Consider the following 19,201-nt stretch of genomic DNA (forward strand, 5'->3'; position numbering starts at 1 on the left):
GTGCGCATGTCCGACCAGCCCGCTCCCGAGCCGCGAAGCACTCGTCCGCACGGGGCGCCCGTCCCGCCCGGGCCCCGCGGTGCCGCCCCCGCACTCCTGGGGTACGCGGCCGTCCGGGTGCTGGGGATGGCGATCCTCGCGGTGGCCGCCGCGGTGCAGGGCAAGGACGCCCTGCACCGGTTGAACGGGCGCTGGGACTCCGTCTGGTACGTCAGGGTCGCGGAGCACGGATACGGGTACGACGTGACGCTCCCCGACGGCAGTGTCCACTCCGATCTGGCCTTCTTCCCGCTGCTGCCCGCGCTGGAGCGGGCGGTCTCCGAGGTGCTGCCGGTCGGCGCCGCCACGGCGGGACTGGTGATCGGCTGGATCGCGGCGTTCGCCGCCGCCTGGGGTGTCTACGCCGTCGGCGCGCAGGTGGCCGGGCAGCGGGCCGGGGTGCTGCTGGCGGTGCTGTGGGGCGTGTACCCGACCGCCTTCGTGCAGTCGATGGCGTACACCGAGACGCTGTTCACCGCGCTGGCCGCCTGGTCGCTGTACGCCGTGCTGACCGACCGCTGGATCACCGCGGGGACGCTCTGCGCACTGGCAGGGCTCACCCGGCCCTCGGCCGCCGCGCTCGTCGCCGCCGTCGGGGTCACCGGGCTCGTGCGGCTGTTCAGGAGGGACCTGACGTGGCGGACGGTCGTGGGCGTGGTCGTCGCGCCGCTCGGATGGCTGGGGTACGTCGTCTTCGTGGCCGTGCGCCAGGGCAGCCCCACGGCATACTTCGACGTCCAGGCCGCGTGGGGCAACAACATCGACGGCGGGGTGGCACTCGCCCGCTTCGTCGGCGCGCAGTTGAGCGGCCCCGCCCCGCTCGCCGGCATCGGTCTCGTCGCCGTGATCGGGCTGCTCCTCTGGGTGGTGTGGCTGTGCGTGAAGCAGCGCCAGCCGCTGCCGCTGCTGGTGTACGCAGCGGGGATCGTCGTCATCTCACTGATCGGCGCCGCGTACTTCGGCTCCCGCCCACGGCTGATCATGCCCGCCTTCCCGCTCTTGCTGCCCGCGGCGGTCGCGCTGGCGCGGCCGGCCCGCCGGACGACGGCCGCGGTGGTGGTGGCGCTCCTCGCCGTCGCCTCGGGGGCTTACGGGGCGTTCACGCTGCTCGGTTCGGGACCGCCCTGAGCCGGTGCTCCCGGCCCCGGCGTGACGCCCACGGGTCAGGGCGCCCCGCGACCCGGCCCGCAGATCGCGAGCCGGACGCCCGGCCGCACGCCCCACTGCGCCATCGCCCCCGCCTCGGCCTCCAGGACATGGCGGCTGCGCAGCCTCGGCAGCCCCAGCCGCCCCGGGCGCATCGTGTGGACGTCGAGGACGCGCAGTTCCCTGTCGAGGTACGCCACGTCGATGGCGAAGCGCATCCGGAAGGTGTGCACGCTCGTGCACGGCGTCAGCATGAGCGCGCCGTCCAGGCCGTCACGGCCCAGCAGACCTCGGTACCGTGTCCCGTACGACGCGGCGACCAGCAGCTCGACCGGGTCCTCCCGGCCGGGGACCGTCAGCGTGCCCTTGCCGTCCTGCCATCCGCCCATGTGCCCTGACCGTAGTGGGAGTCGGGTCGTCATGGGCCCCGGACGCCGGAGAGTGGGCCCGTGGGCCCATGACCCCTGGGCCTCGCGGTCCTAGGGTCGGACCGTGGAGTACGTGCGCCTCGCGCTGATCGCCGCCGCCGCCCTCTGGGGGGCCGCGGCCGGGGTGTTCGTGCTGCGCCCCGCCTACCGGATGTCCGTCGAACCCGAGGATCCGTGGCGGGACGCCTGTCCCGCCGGTCATCCGATCACCGGGCCCGTGCAGGGCTGGCTGGGGACGGCCCGCTGCACCGGCTGTGCGGTGCCGCCCGGGTCCGTGCCGCCCGCGCCGGTCGCCGCCGGGGCGGCGACCGGGTCCGGCGCGCACGAAGTGCCGGGCGAGCAGGGGGCGGCGGACCGGCCGGGCACGAACGAGCGGGGCGGCGCGGGAGGGCCGGCAGCCGTGGCCGAGCGTGGCGGCAGGGGCTCGCCCGTCGCCGCCGTCCGGGAGCCGGTCCCGTACCGGCCGTCGTCCGTCGTGCCCGTGGTCGCCGCGCTCGCCTGCGCCGCGCTCGCCGCGGCCGTCGGGCCCCGCCCGGAGCTGGCCGCATGGCTGCTGCTCGCGCCCGTCGCCGTACTGCTCGCCCTCGTCGACCTCAACGTCCAACGGCTCCCGGACCGGTTGACGCTTCCGTTGGCCGCCGCGGCGGCCGTGCTGCTCGGCGGTGCGGCGCTGCTCCCCGGTGCCGGGGGATCATGGCCGGTCGCGCTGCTCGGAGGACTTGTGCTCGGTGCCGCGTACCTCGTGCTCTTCCTGGTCAACCCGAACGGCATGGGGTTCGGCGATGTGAAGCTGGCCCTGTCGCTCGGGGTGGCGCTCGGCTGGTACGGCTGGGAGGTGCTGTTCGTCGGCGCCTTCGCGGGGTTCCTGCTGGGAGCGTTCTACGGGCTCGGCCTCGTCGTCCTCCGCGGGGCGGGGCGCGGGACGGCGATTCCCTTCGGCCCGTTCATGATCTCGGGAACGCTGATCGGGCTGCTGCTGGGGGCGTTGTCCGTCTAGTCGCGACCAGCTCGGTCCCGACCGGCTCGGCCCCGACCGGCTCGGCCCCGAGCCGCGGGTCCGACCGGCTCCTGGGGACGACCGCCACGGTGCCGCGATGCGGACGGCACGGGGCGACCGCAGCGCACCGGTCGGGCCCCACGCGCGCAGACACGTCCGTCGTGCCGGGACGCGCGCCGGGGGCCGGCCGTCGGCGTCCGGGAAGGGGCGATCCCGATGTCCACGACGACCGTCACGAGGTCCACGGGTGACCGCCACGAGGGGGAGATCCCAGGTCATGTGGACGGCGCTGCCAGCGACGGCCTCTAGCATGCGGACGTATGCGGACATTCTTTGACAATCTAACGGTCTTGCGTGCGCAGACGAAGCCGCTCCCGGCTTCCGCGGACGCCCGGCCGGCGGAAGGTCCCGCCGTCGCCCTCCTCCCCTGGGGCTGGGCGGCGGTCCTGTCCCTGCTCTACGCGACCGTCGCCGTGCGCCGCCACCAGCTCCTGCGCACCACGGGGTACGACCTCGGCATCTTCGAACAGGCCGTACGCGCCTACGCCCAACTCCAGGCCCCCGTCGTCCCGTTGCGCGGCGAGGGCTTCAATCTGCTCGGCGACCACTTCCACCCGCTGGTCGCCGCGCTCGCCCCGCTCTACGGGCTCTGGCCGTCCCCGCTCTGTCTGCTCCTGGCCCAGTCCGTCCTCCTCGCCGTCGCCGTCGTGCCGCTCGCCCGCTGGGCGGTGCGGACGCTCGGCCGCCGCGCCGCGCACGTCGTCGCCTTCGGTTACGGCGCTAGCTGGGGCATCGCCTCGGCGGCCGCCTTCGACTTCCACGAGGTGGCCCTCGCCGTACCGCTCCTGGCCTTCGCCCTCGAGGCGCTCGGCCGGCGACGCTGGGGGCGGGCCGTCGCCTGGGCCGCTCCACTGCTGCTGATCAAGGAGGACCTGGGGCTGACCCTCGCGGCGGTCGGCGCGTACGTGGCGTGGAAGGGGCCCCGGAGGCTGGGGATCGCGACGGCCGCGGCCGGGCTCGTCGGCAGCGCGATCGAGATCAAGCTGCTGCTGCCCGCCTTCCACCCCGGCGGCGGGTACGCCCACGGGGGCAACCTCACCGACGGGCACGGCTCGCTCCTGGCCACGATGGCCTTCGCACCGCTCGACGCGCTCCGTCCGGACGTGAAGGCCATGACGCTCGTGCTCGTCTTCGCCCCGAGTGCCCTGCTCGCCCTGCGGTCACCGCTGTCGCTGATCGCCGTGCCGACGCTCGCCTGGCGGATGCTGTCGGAGAACGCCTTCCACTGGGGGACCGCCTTCCACTACAGCGCCGTCCTGATGCCGGTGGTCCTCGCCGGGCTCGTCGACGCCCTCGGGCGCTACCGGCGGGCCGGCGATCCGCTCGCGGCCCGCCATGTCCGCGCCTCCCTGGTCACGGTCCTGGCCGTGACGGTGGTCATGCTGCCGTCCTTCCCGCTGGCCCAGCTGGCGCAGCGGGCCACCTGGCGCACCACCCCCCACGTCGAGGCCGCCCGTGCGCTGCTGCAGCGGATCCCGGACGGGGCGACGGTGGCCGCCTCCAACCGGCTCGTCCCCCAGCTCACCTCCCGGTGCGACGTCGTGCTCTTCCCGACCTGGCCCGTCGAAGGGCATCTGTACGAGTACGACCGGAAGCGGCTGCCCAGGCCCACCGCGGAATGGATCATCCACGACGCACAGGCCCCGGAGGCGTGGCCGTACAAGACGGGTCACTGGCCCTATCCGCCCGAGCAGCAGCAGGCCGAACTCGACGCGGCACAACGGACGTACGGCTACGAGCGCGTCGCGGCACGCGAAGGCATCACCCTGCTGAGGCGCACGCGATGAGTGCCGGCGGTCAGGGTCCACCCCGGGCGGCGTCCACCGCCGGGATGCCGTCCGCTCGCCGCCTCCTGGCCTGCTCGCCGCCCGCGGGCCGGTTCCTCCCCCGGGCGCGTCAACCGGGTGCCCCATCCCCGGGGTCCCCCGTGGGGAGTACGGCCGGGGCCGGGAGCGGCGGCCCGGTACGGCCCCTGCCCAGGCCCTTTCCCCTTCCGTACCGCAGTCGTGCGATTTCGGAGAGTAGTTGCGGCATGCCGCGGCACGCGCCTGCCCTCACGAAGGGTTATGGTGGAAACCCCCCCTCGGGCCGGTCCGTATCCCCCCCACGGACCGGCCCGTTTTCTCTGCCCGCGGCGAGCGGGCGGCGGATCAGCTGCGACCGGCCCAGATGTTCGTCCCGGCGGTGTCCACCGCGAAGACGTCGATCTCCTTCAACTCCTCGCCGGTGAGCGGTGCGGCCTGCAACGCGGCCACGTTCTCCTCCAGCTGCCCGACACTGCTCGCGCCGATCAGCGCCGACGTCATCCGGTCGTCGCGCAGCACCCAGCTGAGCGCCAGCTGGGCCAGCGACTGACCGCGCCGCTGGGCGATCTCGTTCAGGCCCAGCAGCCGGCGCAGCACCTCGTCGGAGAGCAGGCCCGGGTCGAGGGACTTGCCCTGCGCCGCCCGCGAGCCCTCCGGGATGCCGGTGAGGTACTTGCCGGTCAGGAGCCCCTGGGCGAGCGGCGCGAAGGAGATGCAGCCCATGCCGGCCGCCTCGAGCGTGTCGAGGAGCCCGTCGTCCTCGGTCCAGCGGTTGATCATCGAGTAGGACGGCTGGTGGATGAGGGCCGGGACGCCCATCTCCTTCAGCAGCCCGGCCGCCTCGGCGGTCTGCTCGGCGTTGTAGGAGGACACGCCCGCGTAGAGCGCCTTGCCCTGCTGGACGGCGGACGCCAGGGCGCCCATCGTCTCCTCCAGCGGGGTGTGCGGGTCGAAGCGGTGCGAGTAGAAGATGTCGACGTAGTCCAGACCCATCCTCTTCAGGGAGGCGTCCAGGGAGGACATCAGGTACTTGCGGGAGCCCCATTCGCCGTAGGGGCCGGGGTGCATCAGATAGCCGGCCTTGGTGGAAACGATGAGTTCGTCCCGGTACGGGGCGAAGTCCTGGGCGAACAGCTTGCCGAAGTTCAGCTCGGCCGAGCCGGGGGGCGGCCCGTAGTTGTTCGCCAGGTCGAAGTGCGTCACTCCGAGGTCGAAGGCGCGGCGCAGGATCGCCCGCTGCGAGGCGAGCGTGCGGTCGTCGCCGAAGTTGTGCCAGAGGCCGAGGGAGATCGCGGGGAGCTTGAGCCCGCTGCGGCCGGTGCGGCGGTACTCCATCGAGTCGTAGCGGTTCTCGGCTGCACGGTAATAGGGGGAGTCGTTCACGCTTCCCTCCCTATCACGGACTTGTGACAGACCGGGTTGGGTGCGTTCGGCCGCTCCGCAGTAGTGTGACGGGCGTCGGGGGTCAGCCACAGCACGGAGGGGTTAAGGACTGTGAACCTGCGCGACCTGGTGTACGGGCTCTACGCACGCCGGGTGGAGGGCCGCCTCGACCACGCCCAGGTGCCCAAGCACATCGGCGTCATCCTGGACGGCAACCGCCGCTGGGCCAAGGCGTCGGGCGGCACGGCCGCGGAGGGACACCAGGCCGGGGCCGACAAGATCTCCGAGCTGCTGGGCTGGTGCGCCGAGACGGACGTCGAGGTCGTCACCCTCTGGATGCTGTCCACGGACAACTTCGACCGTCCGGAGGAGGAGCTGCGTCCGCTGCTCGGCATCATCGAGAACACCGTGCGCAATCTGGCCGCCGACGGCCGGTGGCGGGTGCACCACGTGGGGACCATGGACCTGCTTCCCGCCAGGACCCAGTCCGTCCTCAAGGAGGCGGAGCAGTCGACGGTCGGCGTCGACGGGATACTGGTCAACGTCGCGGTCGGTTACGGCGGCCGCCAGGAGATCGCGGACGCGGTGCGCTCCCTGCTGAACGAGCACGCGGCCAAGGGGACGACCTTCGAGGAACTCGCGGAGATCGTCGACACCGACATGATCGCGTCCCACCTCTACACGCGCGGACAGCCCGACCCGGACCTGGTGATCCGCACGAGCGGCGAGCAGCGCCTGTCGGGTTTCATGCTCTGGCAGAGCGCCCACTCCGAGTACTACTTCTGCGAGGTCTTCTGGCCGGCCTTCCGCAAGGTCGACTTCCTCCGCGCCCTCCGCGACTACGCGGCACGCCACCGCCGCTACGGCGCCTGAGGGCGGGAGGCCCCGCCGGAGGCAGTCCGGGGACGGTCCGATCGCCCGGGAAGTCCGCGGCCCGGTCGCGCCGCCGCCCGAGCGGCGTGCATCCCCGTTCGCGACAGGTCCCGGGCGTGCGTCCCCGTTCGAGTGCGTGCGGTCCCGCACCGCGGTGGAGCTCCGTGGTCGGGTGGCGGGATCTTGACGACCGGTCGCACGTTCGGTCCAGGGGCAAGGAGCCGAACGGGTGGCGTTCGCGCGTCCGTGGGCGCGGCCCCGGGCGTGGTCACCGCATGTTCATCGACGCGTCGTCATATGCCATGGCATGGCCTTGCTTGTTCGAGGGAATATCCCTGACAGGTCGACATCCGGACACCCGCTCCGGATGCCGTTCTACAGCGCGCGGCACCGAGCCGCTCGCCCGGGAGGCCCTTTGCGCCAGGACGACCGTGCGGCCAGCACGGAAGGAACGGGGGGCCGGTGCCCGGCCCGTGCATCGTGGCCGGACACCGGTCCCGTCCCCTGCCTTTCGGTGGGGAGACCCCCAGTCCGCGACGCCGTCGCACCCCGATCTCAGCCGAGGGGGTACGTCCTTCCGTGGTGAACAGCACAAAGCGCCGCATGTCCGACAGGCGCACCTACGTTCTCGACACCAGCGTCCTGCTGGCCGACCCCAACGCCGTCTCGCGTTTCGACGAGCACGAGGTGGTGCTCCCGATCGTCGTCGTGACGGAGCTGGAGGCCAAGAGGCACCACCCGGAGCTCGGTTACTTCGCCCGGCAGGCGCTGCGCCTGCTCGACGACTACCGGGTCCGGTACGGCCGCCTGGACGCACCCCTCCCGATGGGCGACCTCGGCGGCACGCTGCGCGTCGAGCTCAACCACTCGGACCCCGGGGTGCTTCCCGCCGGCTACCGGCTGGGTGACAACGACTCACGGATCCTCGCGGTGGCACGGAACCTCCAGGCGGAGGGGTACGACGTCACCGTCGTCTCCAAGGACCTGCCGCTGCGCATCAAGGCGTCCTCCGTCGGCCTCCTCGCCGAGGAGTACCGTGCGGAGCTCGCGGTCACGGATTCCGGTTGGACCGGTATGTCCGAACTGGCCCTGTCCGCGGAGCAGGTGGACATCCTCTTCGAGGAAGAACACCTGTACGTGCCGGAGGCGTCCGATCTGCCCGTCCACACCGGGCTCGTCCTCCAGTCGGAGCGGGGCAAGGCCCTCGGCCGGGTCGCCTCCGACGGAAACGTCCGGCTGGTCCGCGGCGACCGTGAGGCCTTCGGGATCCGCGGCCGCAGCGCCGAGCAGCGCATCGCCCTCGATCTGCTGCTCGACCCCGACGTCGGCATCGTCTCCATGGGTGGCCGGGCGGGCACCGGCAAGTCCGCGCTCGCGCTCTGCGCCGGTCTGGAGGCCGTCCTGGAGCGCCGGCAGCACCAGAAGGTGATGGTCTTCCGGCCGCTGTACGCGGTGGGCGGGCAGGAACTGGGCTATCTGCCGGGCACCGAGGCCGAGAAGATGAGCCCCTGGGCGCAGGCGGTCTTCGACACGCTCTCCGCGGTGGCCGGCCGCGAGGTCATCGAGGAGGTCCTGGGCCGGGGCATGCTCGAGGTGCTGCCGCTGACCCATATCCGCGGGCGCTCGCTGCACGACGCGTTCGTCATCGTCGACGAGGCGCAGTCCCTGGAGCGGAACGTCCTCCTGACCGTTCTGTCCCGTATCGGGGCCAACTCGCGGGTCGTACTGACCCATGACGTGGCGCAAAGGGACAATCTGCGTGTCGGCCGGTACGACGGGGTCGTCGCCGTCGTGGAGAAGCTGAAGGGTCATCCGCTCTTCGCGCACGTCACGCTCACCCGGTCCGAGAGGTCGCAGATCGCCGCGCTGGTGACCGAAATGCTGGAGGACGGGCCGATCTGACGGGAGCTGTCCGGCTTGGGAGTTGACGCCGCCCGGCGAAGCGAAGGAGCTTAGCCGGGCGGCGTCGTGCCGTGCCGCTCTTTCCAGAAAACTCCTGGGACAAACGAGGTGTGAGCTTTCACACGCAGCCATGAATTGCCTTGCGGCATCGGCTTCCGGCAGAGTCTGGGTTCCGTCAGGCCCCGCATACGGCACAGCTGCACCCTCAGGGGCGCGGCACCACACAACTCCACAGACGCCGCCGTATGCCGCCCGAGCACCACGCGGCACTCCCGCAAAGGAGCGCCCACCGGGCCCGTGCCTCCCGTGACCTAGCAAGAGGGAGTGCCAGTGTCAGGGGCACGATTGCGCCCGCGAGGTCACCTGTGCGGGCGATGCTGGAAGGAAACCGTGTGAGCCGGATCTCGGTCCGGGGATTCGCAGTGGCGTCCGCCACCGCAGTCACCACTGTCGGCGCCGTCGTGGGTGTTGCCTCGGGCAACACCGTGCCCGCGAACGGCGACAACCTGGAGACGACCGCGGCGGACGCGACGCTCCTTGCGGACATCCCCGTCGGTGAGCAGGCCCAGGTTCAGGTCGCATCCCTGACCCAGCAGGCCGACGCGCAGGCGGCCGCCGCCGACGCGGCCGCGAGGAAGTCCGCCGAGGAGGCGGCTCGCGTCCAGGCCGCCAAGGACGCCGAGGCGAAGAAGGAAGCCGCCGAGGAGAAGGCCCAGCGCGAGGCCGAGGCCAAGGAGGCCGAGGAGCGCGCCAGCCGGTCGGCCGTCCGTGACGCCTCCAGCTTCGCGACGCAGTCCTCGTACAGCGTCTCCGAGGTCCAGGCGATGGCCCGCCAGATGGTCCCCGGCGACCAGTTCCAGTGCTTCAGCAACATCGTGGACCACGAGTCCAGCTGGAACTACCGGGCCCAGAACCCGTCCTCCGGTGCCTACGGCCTCGTCCAGGCGCTGCCGGGCTCCAAGATGGCGTCCGCCGGCGCGGACTGGCAGACGAACCCCGCGACCCAGATCAAGTGGGGCCTCAACTACATGAACGACCGCTACGGCAGCCCCTGCGGTGCCTGGTCGTTCTGGCAGGCCAACAACTGGTACTAGGCCGACGGTCGGTACCGGCCCGACAACCGTTACCAGACGGACAACCGGTACCGACCGGGCCCCGGATTCCGGGGAGTTCCGGCCGCTCGACCCCGCTGAGCCCCTCACCGTCCGACGGTGGGGGGCTCGGTGCGTGTACGGTCGGGGCGGACCTTGGGGGGAGAGGGAAGCACGAGATGTCGAAGACGCCAGCTTGGCTGGGTCGGCTGGGGGCCGGACTGTCCCGGCTCGGGGCACGGTTGGAGGAACGCCGGGCCGCCGCCGCCGCGGACAACGACAACGGCATGGGTGACGCCGATCTCGGCGAGGTGAACCCGCCCGAGCACGTCCCGCCGCCACCCGCGTACGCCCCGGCCGTTCCGGCGAGGCCCCATCCGGTCGAGGCCATCCCCTGGGGCATGAGGGTCGCGGCCGAGGCGGGCTGGCGGCTGCTGGTCCTGGCGGGAACGCTCTGGGTGCTGATGCGTGTCATCAGCGCGGTCCAGCTCGTCGTGCTCGCCTTCGTCGCGGCCCTGCTGGTCACCGCGCTGCTGCAGCCGACTGTGGCCCGTCTGAGGGGTGTCGGCCTGCCGCGAGGGCTCGCCACTGCCGTCACGGCGATCCTGGGCTTCGTCGTCATCGGTCTCGTCGGCTGGTTCGTCGTCTGGCAGGTGATGGACAACCTCGGCAATGTCGCCGACCGGGTCAAGGACGGTATCGAGGAGCTGAAGCGCTGGCTGCTCAACAGCCCGTTCCATGTGACCGAGCGCCAGATCAACGACATCGCGAACAACCTCCAGGACACCATCGGCACCAACACCCAGGAGATCACCTCCGCCGGGCTCGAGGGCGTGGGCGTGATGGTGGAGATCCTCACGGGGATGCTGCTGGCGCTGTTCTCGACCCTCTTCCTGCTCTACGACGGGAGGCGGATCTGGCAGTGGTCCCTGAAGCTGGTGCCCTCGGCGGCCCGCCCGGGGGTCGCCGGCGCCGGTCCGCGCGCCTGGCGGACGCTGACGGCGTACGTGCGGGGCACGGTGGTGGTCGCCCTCATCGACGCGATCTTCATCGGACTGGGCATCTACTTCCTCGATGTGCCGCTGGCCGTTCCGCTCGCCGTCTTCATCTTCCTGTTCTCCTTCATCCCCCTCGTGGGTGCGGTCGTGTCGGGGGCTCTCGCGGTCGTCGTCGCGCTGGTCACCCAGGGCGTGTTCACCGCCCTGATGGTGCTGCTGGTGGTGCTCGCCGTGCAGCAGATCGAGGGGCACGTGCTGCAGCCGTTCATCCTCGGCCGCGCGGTTCGTGTCCATCCGCTGGCCGTCGTCCTCGCCGTCGCCACGGGAGGTCTGACGGCGGGGATCGGCGGCGCGGTGGTCGCGGTGCCGCTGGTCGCGGTGACGAACACGGTGGTCACCTATCTGCGCGCGTACGGCCGGGGCCAGGTGAGCCGGATCGGTCCCGCTCCGCACGGGGCGACGGTGGTGGATCTCGCCCCCACCCCGCCCCCGACCCTGCCCCCGGCCGCCGCGAAGCCCGAGCCCCCGCCCCCGGAGGACGAGGAACGCAGGTGATCACGTGGTCGAGGACGCGAGGCGGCTGACGGCCCGGGTCGAACAACCCGCGTGACCGGACCACGGGGCGGGCCGGCGCGCTTCCTCCGCGTACGACGAGGGCGCCCCGCCCGGCTGCAAGCCGGGCGGGGCGCCCTCCTCACGTACCGGCCGTCCGGCCGGGACGCCACTACTCGGCCAGAACGGCTTCCGCGTCCAGCGTGGTGCCGACGGCCTGGATCACCGAGGCGATCTTGAAGGCCTCCTGGATGACGTCGCGCTCGACGCCCGCCTTGCGGAGCACCTGCTCGTGCGAGTCAAGGCACTGGCCGCAGCCGTTGATCGCGGAGACGGCCAGCGACCACAGCTCGAAGTCGGTCTTCTCGACGCCGGGGTTGCCGATGACGTTCATCCGCAGACCGGCGCGCAGCGTCCCGTACTCGGGGTCCGACAGCAGGTGCCGGGTCCGGTAGAAGACGTTGTTCATCGCCATGACCGCGGCGGCCGACTTGGCGGCGGTGTACGCCTCGCCGGACAGGTTGGCCTTGGCCTCGGGCTCCAGCTCGCGCAGCACGATCGGCGAGCGGGAGGCGATCGCGCAGGCCAGGACCGTGCCCCACAGCTGCTGCTGCGGGAGGTCGCTGTTGCCGATCACCGAACCGAGGTTCAGCTTCAGGTCCTTGGCGTAGTCCGGCAGGGCGGACTTCAGTTCATCGAGGGCCATGCTCACTCACCGGCCAGCAGCTTGACCGGGTCGAGGGTGTTCTCGCCCTTGGTCCAGTTGCAGGGGCAGAGCTCGTCGGTCTGCAGGGCGTCGAGGACTCGCAGGACCTCCTTGGGGTTACGGCCGACGGAGCCGGCGGTCACCATCGTGAACTGGATCTCGTTGTTCGGGTCGACGATGAAGACGGCGCGCTGGGCGAAGCCGTCCTCGCCCTCGATGCCGAGGTCGCGCATCAGCTCGTGCTTGGAGTCGGCCAGCATCGGGAAGGGCAGGTCACGCAGGTCGTCGTGGTCCTTGCGCCAGGCGTGGTGGACGAACTCGGAGTCGCCGGAGAAGCCGAGGACCTGGGCGTCGCGGTCGGCGAACTCGTCGTTCAGCTTGCCGAACGCGGCAATCTCGGTGGGGCAGACGAAGGTGAAGTCCTTGGGCCACGCGAAGACGACCTTCCACTTGCCCTCGTAGGACTTGTGGGTGATCTGCTCGAACTCCTTGCCGCTCTCCAGCGAGACGCAGGCGGTCAGCTCGAAGGTGGGGAACTGGTCACCGACAGTGAGCACACGCTCTCCTTGCAACAGGAAGCCCCTCGTGAGGGCCTCCGGGGGGTTGGACGGATCTCCACCCTGGCACAGAGTGCATTGATCAAAGAAATAGCTAGACTGGGTCGCCGTGATCGGAGGTAGTTATCAGTGGTGGCGATGAACGGGTTGAATCGGGGCAAACAGCCCACGCTGGCTCAGCTTCGAGCCTTCGCCGCTGTCTCCGAGCATCTGCACTTCCGGGACGCGGCCGCCGCAATCGGGACGAGTCAGCCCGCGCTGTCCGGGGCCGTGTCCGCGCTGGAGGAGGCACTGGGTGTCCAGCTGCTGGAGCGTACGACGCGAAAGGTCCTCCTGTCGCCGGCGGGGGCGCGGCTGGCGGTCCGGGCCAAGGCGGTCCTCGACGCCGTCGGCGAACTGCTGGAGGAGGCCGAGGCGGTGCGTGCGCCGTTCACCGGGGTGCTGCGGCTCGGAGTGATCCCGACCGTCGCGCCGTACCTGCTGCCGAGCGTTCTGCGGCTGGTCCACGAGCGCTACCCGGAACTCGACCTCCAGGTCCACGAGGAGCAGACGTCGTCGCTGCTGGAGGGCCTCTCGGCGGGCCGGCTCGACCTGCTGCTCCTCGCCGTCCCCCTCGGAGTGCCGGGAGTGACGGAACTGCCGCTGTTCGACGAGGACTTCGTGCTGGTGACGTACGACGACCACTGGCTCGGCGGCCGCGAGGGCATTCCGCGTGACGCGCTCCGGGAGCTCCCGCTGCTGCTGCTCGACGAGGGCCACTGCCTGCGCGACCAGGCCCTCGACATCTGCCGGGAGGCGGGCCGCACCGAGGGGGCACCGGTCACCACCACCGCCGCCGGGCTGTCCACCCTGGTCCAGCTGGTCGCGGGCGGACTGGGCGTCACCCTCCTCCCGCGCACCGCGGTCCAGGTCGAGACCGGCCGCAATCCGGCCCTGGCCACCGGCTACTTCGCGGACCCGGCACCGGCCCGGCGCGTCGCCCTGGCGATGCGCACGGGCGCGGCCCGGCAGGGCGAGTTCGAGCAGTTCGCGGGCGCGCTCCGGGAAGCGCTGGGGGATCTTCCGGTGCGTGTGCTCCACGACGGTTCGCGGTGTCCGCAGACCTTCCGGCCCTAGCGGCCGCGGCAGGGCGAGGAACGTCACCGGGAGCACCGCGCCGACGCCGGTGGACGTCATGGACGTGACGCCGGCCCGGTCGACGGCCGGCCGCCCGTGCCGTCGACCGCCGCCGATCCGGTGCCCCGCTCCCGTACGGCCGGTGGTCCCGGAGGGCGGGCGCCCTCCGGGACCACCGGCTACTCCTAGGACGGCGCCTTCGGCGGCCGTCCGCGGCGGGGGATGGGCTTGACGCCGCCGGGCAGACGGCCCGACTCCGACAGTGCCCGGCGCAGCAGGAACTCGATCTGCGCGTTGGCGCTGCGCAGCTCGTCCGACGCCCAGCGCGCCAGCGCCTCGTACACCGCCGGGTCGAGCCGCAACAGCACCTGTTTCCGCTCGGGAGGGGTCACTGGTAGAGCGTGCCCGTGTTCAGGACGGGCTGTGCGGCTCGGTCTCCGCAGAGCACCACCATCAGGTTCGACACCATCGCCGCCTTGCGTTCGTCGTCCAGCTCCACGAGGCCCTCCTCGGCGATCCTCGACAGCGCGGTCTCCACCATGCCGACCGCGCCGTCCACGATCTGCCTGCGGGCGGCGACCACGGCCCCCGCCTGCTGGCGCTGGAGCATGGCCGAGGCGATCTCGGGCGCGTACGCGAGGTGGGTGAAGCGGGACTCGACAATGTGGACGCCGGCGGCCTCGACCCGTGCGCGCAGTTCCAGGGCGAGCTTCTCGGTGATCTCCTCGGCGTTCCCGCGCAGCGACAGGCCGTCCTCGTCGTGGGCGTCGTACGGGTACTCGATCGCGATGTGCCGCACCGCCGCCTCGGTCTGGGTGGAGACGAACTCCCGGAAGTCGTCCACCTCGAACATCGCCTGCGCGGTGTCCTCGACCTTCCACACGACCACCGCGGCGAGCTCGATCGGGTTGCCGTAGGCGTCGTTGACCTTGAGCACCGCGGTCTCGTGGTTGCGGATCCGGGTGGAGATCTTCGCCCGGGTGGTCAGCGGGTTGACCCAGCGCAGTCCGTCCGTGCGGATCGTGCCCCGGTAGCGGCCGAAGAGCTGCACCACACGTGCCTCGCCCGGCGCGATCATGTTGAGCCCGCACATCGAGAGGCCGGATGCGGCCACCACGACGATGCCGAGCGCGACCAGTGCGGCCGCCGCGGCCGTCCCCGCCGCTGTGGGACCCGTCACGATCAGTGCGATGCCGGCCGCGAGTCCGGCCAGGGCGAGCAGTAGGGCCAGACCGCCGCCGATGCTGTGCGCGGCGAACTCCCTGACCTTCGGCGCGGGCATCTCGGGTACTTCGTCGTGGCGCAGGGATGTGCTGGTCACAGGCATTCTCGTCCCCCGTTCGGCGGGCCGCACCGGCGACCCGACTAGCTAGCAATGTGATTACACATTATCTGAACCGGCAACCCTGCGCACCCCTCGTGAGTCGGTTCCTTGTGAGACGGGTGCTGATTGTCACGTCCGGAAAAGACCGGATCGGTCGTCCTTTGTCTGTACGACCGGTGTTAGCTTTCTGAGCTGATCTGGCGCAGAGCGCCGGGGTACGGCACGACCAACGACCAACGACGAGCGCGGAACAGAGAGCGGAGCGACCAAGCGATGGGCCGAGCGGAAGCGCGGAGAACCCGGCAGCGCGACGCGCGCCGGGCGGGCAAGGCCGGGGGCATACGGCGCTTCCTCACCTGGCGGAAGCTGCTGGGCACCTTCTTCACCCTCTGCCTGCTGGGCATGGGCGCGCTCTTCATCGTCTACCTGCTGGTGCCGGTCCCCACGGCCAACGCGCAGGCCGAGAAGGAGAGCAACGTCTACAAGTACAGCGACGGCTCCCTCCTGACCCGTACCGGCTCCGTCAACCGCGAGATCGTCGGCCTCGACAAGATCCCGGACGACGTCGAGAAGGCCTTCGTCGCCGCCGAGAACAAGACCTTCTACAAGGACTCCGGCGTCGACCTGAAGGGCACCGCGCGTGGTGTCTTCAACACCCTGACCGGCGGGGGCAAGCAGGGTGGCTCGACGATCACCCAGCAGTACGTCAAGAACTACTACCTGAACCAGGACCAGACGGTCACCCGCAAGCTCAAGGAGCTGGTGATCTCGCTGAAGGTGGACCAGCAGAAGGACAAGGACGAGATCCTCGCCGGCTACCTGAACACCAGCTACTACGGGCGCGGTGCCTACGGCATCCAGGCCGCGGCCCAGGCGTACTACCGCAAGGACGCACAGAAGCTGACCGTCGCCGAGGGTGCCTACCTCGCCGCCCTGCTCCAGGCCCCGAGCCAGTACGACTGGGCGGTGGCCTCGCCGACCGGCAGGAAGCTGGTGAGCGAGCGCTGGAACTACGTCCTGGACAACATGGTCGGGGAGAACTGGCTGGACGCGTCGGCGCGTTCGGCCCTCACGTTCCCCGTGCCGAAGGAGCCGAAGGCGGCCCCGGGCATGGAGGGGCAGACCGGTTACCTCGTCAAGGCGGCCAACGCCGAACTCGCCAGGCGGGGCGTCAGCGAGGACCAGATCGAGGCCGGCGGCTGGACTATCACGCTCAGCATCGAGAAGAAGCGCCAGAACGCCCTCCTCAAGGCCGTCGGCGAGCAGCTGGAGGAGAAGCTCGACCGCGAGGGCGACACGCGCGACGCGACCGTCCAGGCGGGGGCGACCTCCGTCGACCCGAAGACCGGCAAGGTCGTCGCCCTGTACGGCGGGGTCGGCGCGACCGAGCACTGGATCTCCAACGCCACCCGGCGCGACTACCAGCCCGCGTCCACGTTCAAGCCCATCGTGCTCGCCACCGCGCTGGAGAACGGGGCCGAGACCCAGGACGGCCGGCGGATCGGCCTCGACACGATCTACGACGGCGACAGCAAGCGCCCGGTGGAGGGCAGCGACACGCCCTTCGCGCCGGAGAACGAGGACGACCGCAGCTACGGCCCCGTCACCGTCCAGAGAGCCACCAACAGCTCGATCAACTCGGTGTACGCCCAGATGATCGTGGACGTCGGCCCCGGCAAGGTGAAGGAGACCGCGGTCGGCCTCGGGATGCACGACGGCGAGGGCTGGCCGGTGCGGCCGGCGATGTCGCTCGGCACGATGGGCGCCTCGACCTGGGACATGGCCGCGGTCTACGCGACCCTCGACAACCACGGCGAGCAGGTCGTGCCCTCGATCGTGAAGGACGTCAAGCACCGGACCCGCGAGGCCGGAGCCGCGCCCGAGGGCGGTGACCGCGTCATCAGCCGGGAGGCCGCCGACACCGTGACCCATGCCATGACCGGCGTGGTGCGGAGCGGCTCCGGTCGCAACGCCCAGGGCGACTACTCCGCGGCCGGCAAGACCGGTACCTCGGAGAACAACCGCTCGGCCTGGTTCGTGGGGTACACGCCCGAACTGGTGACCGCGGTCGGGCTGTTCGGGGAGGACGCCAAGGGCCGCCAGGTGACCCTGACGGACACCATCAACGAGGGCCGTGCCAACGGCGGTGGCGTGCCGGCCATGATCTGGCGCCAGTACACCACCGGCGCGCTCGGCGGCGGCTCGGACGAGCGGTTCGACCTGGAGCTCATGGAGCCGGTGCAGGAGCAGCTCCCGGCGAGTCCCAGCGGATCGCCCTCCGAGAGCGAGGAGCCGGAGGAGCCCTCGGACGAGCCCTCGCGGTCGGAGAAGCCGGACGACCGGCCGAGCAGTTCACCCGACCCGACGCCGTCGGACGACGAGTCCACCGGCACGGGGGACTCGACGGGCACCACGGAGGGCACCGACAGCGGTACCACCGAGGGCGGCGGGACCGACTCCGGCACCACGGAGGGCGGAGCGGGTGACGGCGGAACCGACTCCGGCACCACGGACGGGACGACGACGGGGACGACGGCCGGCGTACGGCCCCGGCCGCAGAACACCTGACGAGTGTCGTGCGATCCCCGGCGGGCGCCTGACGACGGCGACGGGGTCTCGCCGAGCGCACCGCGGCCGACGCCGGGCGCCGGCCCCGCCGGGGGGCAGCCCGAACGAGAAGCGAGCCGCAGGACCCGGAAGGGCCCGGAGCTCCGGGCCCTTCCGGGGGGCCGCACGGAGGCGGGCCGTCAGCCTCCGTTGACCTCCTTGGAGATCCGGTCGCCGATCTCCTTGTCGATGTTGCGCCAGTACTGCACCGCCCGGTCCAGCACCGGCCGCGAGACGCCCTGCTTCAGATGGCCGCTGACGTTCGACACCAGCCGCGAACGGGCGGCGTCGTCGAGGACGTTGCGGACCATCGTTCCCGCCTGGCCCCAGTCGTCGTCCTCGCGGTGCGGCTTGTACGCCTCGCGCACCATCTCACCGGCCGTGGCCCACCCCGCGGGGTCGCCGAAGCGCGCGAAGTCCGCGTCCGGGCCGCCGTAGGAGTTCGGGGCGTAGGGCCGCGCGGCGTACGACGGCGCATAGCGCATCGGGCCGTCCTTGGCGTACGAGTTCACCGGTGCGTGCGGCCGGTTGGGCGGCAGCTGCGCGTAGTTGGGGCCGATCCGGTACCGGTGGGTGTCCGGGTAGGAGAACAGCCGGCCGAGCAGCATCTTGTCCGGCGACGGCCCGATGCCCGGAACCATGTTCGACGGCTCGAAGGCGGCCTGTTCGATGTGGATGAAGTAGTCCTCCGGGTTCCGGTTCAGCGTCATCCGGCCCACGTCGATCAGCGGGTAGTCCCCGTGCGGCCACACCTTCGTCAGGTCGAAGGGGTTGAACCGGTAGTCCGCGGCGTCCTCGAACGGCATGACCTGGACCTTCAGGGTCCACGAGGGCGCGTCCCCGGCCTCGATCGAGTCGTACAGGTCGCGCCGGTGCTTGTCCGCGTCGGAACCGGCGAGTTCGTCGGCCTCCTCCTGGGTGAGGAAGTCGATGCCCTGGTCGGTCTTGAAGTGGTACTTCACCCAGAACCGCTCACCGGCGCCGTTGATCCACATGTAGGTGTGCGATCCGTAGCCGTTCATGTGGCGGTAGGTCTTGGGGATTCCCCGGTCGCCCATCAGCCAGGTGACCTGGTGCGCCGACTCGGGGGAGAGGGTCCAGAAGTCCCACTGCATGTCGTTGTTGCGCAGCCCGGTGGCCGGGTGGCGCTTCTGGGACCTGATGAAGTCCTGGAACTTGATCGTGTCGCGTACGAAGAAGACCGGCGTGTTGTTGCCGACCAGATCGTAGTTGCCCTGCTCGGTGTAGAACTTCAGTGCGAAGCCGCGCGGGTCGCGCCAGGTGTCCGGGGACCCCTGCTCGCCGGCGACCGTCGAGAAGCGGGCCAGCATCTCGGTGCGCCTGCCCGGCTGGAACAGGTCGGCCTTGGTGAACTGGCTCACGTCGTTGGTGACTTCGAAGAAGCCGTACGCGCCGGAGCCCTTGGCGTGCACCACCCGTTCGGGGACCCGCTCCCGGTTGAACTGGGCCATCTTCTCGATCAGGTAGTGGTCCTGCAGAAGGATCGGGCCGTCCGGCCCCACGGTCAGCGAGTGCTCGTCGCTCTCCACCGGGATGCCGTGGTTGTTCGTCGTGTACGGCGCTTTGGGGGGTGACTCGGTCACGAGCGTCCTCCCG

16 protein-coding genes are annotated in these 19,201 nt (G+C 71.2%); 9 read left to right on the plus strand and 7 right to left on the minus strand.

The annotated features are described in order from the left end of the window. Positions 1–6 precede the first annotated feature (6 nt). Positions 7–1,167 carry a mannosyltransferase family protein gene (locus AB0J10_RS11515; protein WP_363060260.1) on the plus strand — a complete coding sequence of 387 codons (1,161 nt, stop codon included), beginning with the start codon at positions 7–9 and terminating at the stop codon, positions 1,165–1,167. Positions 1,168–1,202: 35 nt separating this feature from the next. On the opposite strand, the gene AB0J10_RS11520 is transcribed toward AB0J10_RS11515, so the two are convergent. Further along, complete coding sequence (locus AB0J10_RS11520; protein ID WP_363060262.1) at positions 1,203–1,574, minus strand: DUF192 domain-containing protein; 372 nt, start codon at positions 1,572–1,574, stop codon at positions 1,203–1,205. A gap of 112 nt (positions 1,575–1,686) precedes the next feature. On the opposite strand from AB0J10_RS11520, the gene AB0J10_RS11525 reads away from it, so the two are divergent. Beyond that, positions 1,687–2,610 (plus strand): A24 family peptidase, encoded by a 924-nt coding sequence (locus AB0J10_RS11525; protein WP_363060531.1) that lies wholly within the window; start codon positions 1,687–1,689, stop codon positions 2,608–2,610. Positions 2,611–2,960: 350 nt separating this feature from the next. Continuing rightward, on the plus strand, positions 2,961–4,457 hold the full coding sequence (locus AB0J10_RS11530; protein WP_363060264.1) for a DUF2079 domain-containing protein: 1,497 nt from the start codon (positions 2,961–2,963) through the stop codon (positions 4,455–4,457). Between the two features lie 363 nt (positions 4,458–4,820). Here the strand turns inward: AB0J10_RS11530 and mgrA are convergent, their stop codons facing one another. Beyond that, positions 4,821–5,858 carry an L-glyceraldehyde 3-phosphate reductase gene (mgrA, locus tag AB0J10_RS11535; protein ID WP_363060266.1) on the minus strand — a complete coding sequence of 346 codons (1,038 nt, stop codon included), beginning with the start codon at positions 5,856–5,858 and terminating at the stop codon, positions 4,821–4,823. Between the two features lie 111 nt (positions 5,859–5,969). Here mgrA and AB0J10_RS11540 point away from each other — a divergent pair, with 111 nt between their 5' ends. From AB0J10_RS11540 to AB0J10_RS11555, 4 genes are all read left to right on the plus strand, one after another. Continuing rightward, positions 5,970–6,731, plus strand: coding sequence for an isoprenyl transferase (locus tag AB0J10_RS11540; RefSeq protein WP_269728657.1), 762 nt, complete (start codon positions 5,970–5,972; stop codon positions 6,729–6,731). A 579-nt stretch (positions 6,732–7,310) separates the two neighbouring features. Then, a complete protein-coding gene (locus AB0J10_RS11545; RefSeq protein ID WP_363060268.1) occupies positions 7,311–8,633 on the plus strand; it encodes a PhoH family protein in 1,323 nt (440 codons plus the stop codon). A gap of 392 nt (positions 8,634–9,025) precedes the next feature. After that, positions 9,026–9,727: a transglycosylase SLT domain-containing protein gene (locus tag AB0J10_RS11550; RefSeq protein WP_363060270.1), complete on the plus strand. Its 702-nt coding sequence runs from the start codon at positions 9,026–9,028 to the stop codon at positions 9,725–9,727. Between the two features lie 176 nt (positions 9,728–9,903). Continuing rightward, positions 9,904–11,277: an AI-2E family transporter gene (locus tag AB0J10_RS11555; RefSeq protein WP_363060272.1), complete on the plus strand. Its 1,374-nt coding sequence runs from the start codon at positions 9,904–9,906 to the stop codon at positions 11,275–11,277. Positions 11,278–11,446: 169 nt separating this feature from the next. On the opposite strand, the gene AB0J10_RS11560 is transcribed toward AB0J10_RS11555, so the two are convergent. Further along, positions 11,447–11,980, minus strand: coding sequence for an alkyl hydroperoxide reductase (locus AB0J10_RS11560; RefSeq protein ID WP_026165483.1), 534 nt, complete (start codon positions 11,978–11,980; stop codon positions 11,447–11,449). 2 nt (positions 11,981–11,982) lie between these two features. Beyond that, entirely contained in the window at positions 11,983–12,537 is a 555-nt protein-coding gene (locus AB0J10_RS11565; RefSeq protein ID WP_363060275.1) for a peroxiredoxin, read from the minus strand. Between the two features lie 138 nt (positions 12,538–12,675). Between AB0J10_RS11565 and AB0J10_RS11570 the strand changes: the two genes are divergently transcribed. Then, on the plus strand, positions 12,676–13,653 hold the full coding sequence (locus AB0J10_RS11570) for a LysR substrate-binding domain-containing protein (RefSeq protein ID WP_363060277.1): 978 nt from the start codon (positions 12,676–12,678) through the stop codon (positions 13,651–13,653). Between the two features lie 185 nt (positions 13,654–13,838). Here the strand turns inward: AB0J10_RS11570 and AB0J10_RS11575 are convergent, their stop codons facing one another. Together AB0J10_RS11575 and AB0J10_RS11580 are read right to left on the minus strand one after the other, a co-directional pair. Next, positions 13,839–14,045 (minus strand): hypothetical protein, encoded by a 207-nt coding sequence (locus tag AB0J10_RS11575; RefSeq protein WP_363060279.1) that lies wholly within the window; start codon positions 14,043–14,045, stop codon positions 13,839–13,841. Next, a complete protein-coding gene (locus tag AB0J10_RS11580) occupies positions 14,042–14,935 on the minus strand; it encodes an SPFH domain-containing protein (RefSeq protein ID WP_363060533.1) in 894 nt (297 codons plus the stop codon). The genes AB0J10_RS11575 and AB0J10_RS11580 overlap by 4 nt, the downstream gene beginning before the upstream one ends. A 315-nt stretch (positions 14,936–15,250) precedes the next feature. Here AB0J10_RS11580 and AB0J10_RS11585 point away from each other — a divergent pair, with 315 nt between their 5' ends. Continuing rightward, positions 15,251–17,545, plus strand: a complete 2,295-nt coding sequence (locus AB0J10_RS11585) for a transglycosylase domain-containing protein (protein WP_363060281.1) — start codon at positions 15,251–15,253, stop codon at positions 17,543–17,545. A 179-nt stretch (positions 17,546–17,724) separates the two neighbouring features. Here AB0J10_RS11585 and AB0J10_RS11590 read toward each other — a convergent pair whose 3' ends face one another. Further along, a complete protein-coding gene (locus tag AB0J10_RS11590) occupies positions 17,725–19,188 on the minus strand; it encodes a catalase (RefSeq protein ID WP_363060283.1) in 1,464 nt (487 codons plus the stop codon). Positions 19,189–19,201 lie beyond the last annotated feature (13 nt).

The organism is Streptomyces sp. NPDC049887 (assembly GCF_040656535.1).
Taxonomy (GTDB): domain Bacteria; phylum Actinomycetota; class Actinomycetes; order Streptomycetales; family Streptomycetaceae; genus Streptomyces.

What these genes read in the sequence shown, in the direction of transcription:
- AB0J10_RS11515 (WP_363060260.1), top strand. Translation starts at nt 7, where the DNA reads ATGTCCGACCAGCCCGCTCCCGAGCCGCGAAGCACTCGTCCGCACGGG.
- AB0J10_RS11520 (WP_363060262.1), bottom strand. Translation starts at nt 1,574, where the DNA reads ATGGGCGGATGGCAGGACGGCAAGGGCACGCTGACGGTCCCCGGCCGG.
- AB0J10_RS11555 (WP_363060272.1), top strand. Translation starts at nt 9,904, where the DNA reads ATGTCGAAGACGCCAGCTTGGCTGGGTCGGCTGGGGGCCGGACTGTCC.
- AB0J10_RS11560 (WP_026165483.1), bottom strand. Translation starts at nt 11,980, where the DNA reads ATGGCCCTCGATGAACTGAAGTCCGCCCTGCCGGACTACGCCAAGGAC.
- AB0J10_RS11570 (WP_363060277.1), top strand. Translation starts at nt 12,676, where the DNA reads ATGAACGGGTTGAATCGGGGCAAACAGCCCACGCTGGCTCAGCTTCGA.
- AB0J10_RS11580 (WP_363060533.1), bottom strand. Translation starts at nt 14,935, where the DNA reads ATGCCCGCGCCGAAGGTCAGGGAGTTCGCCGCGCACAGCATCGGCGGC.
- AB0J10_RS11585 (WP_363060281.1), top strand. Translation starts at nt 15,251, where the DNA reads ATGGGCCGAGCGGAAGCGCGGAGAACCCGGCAGCGCGACGCGCGCCGG.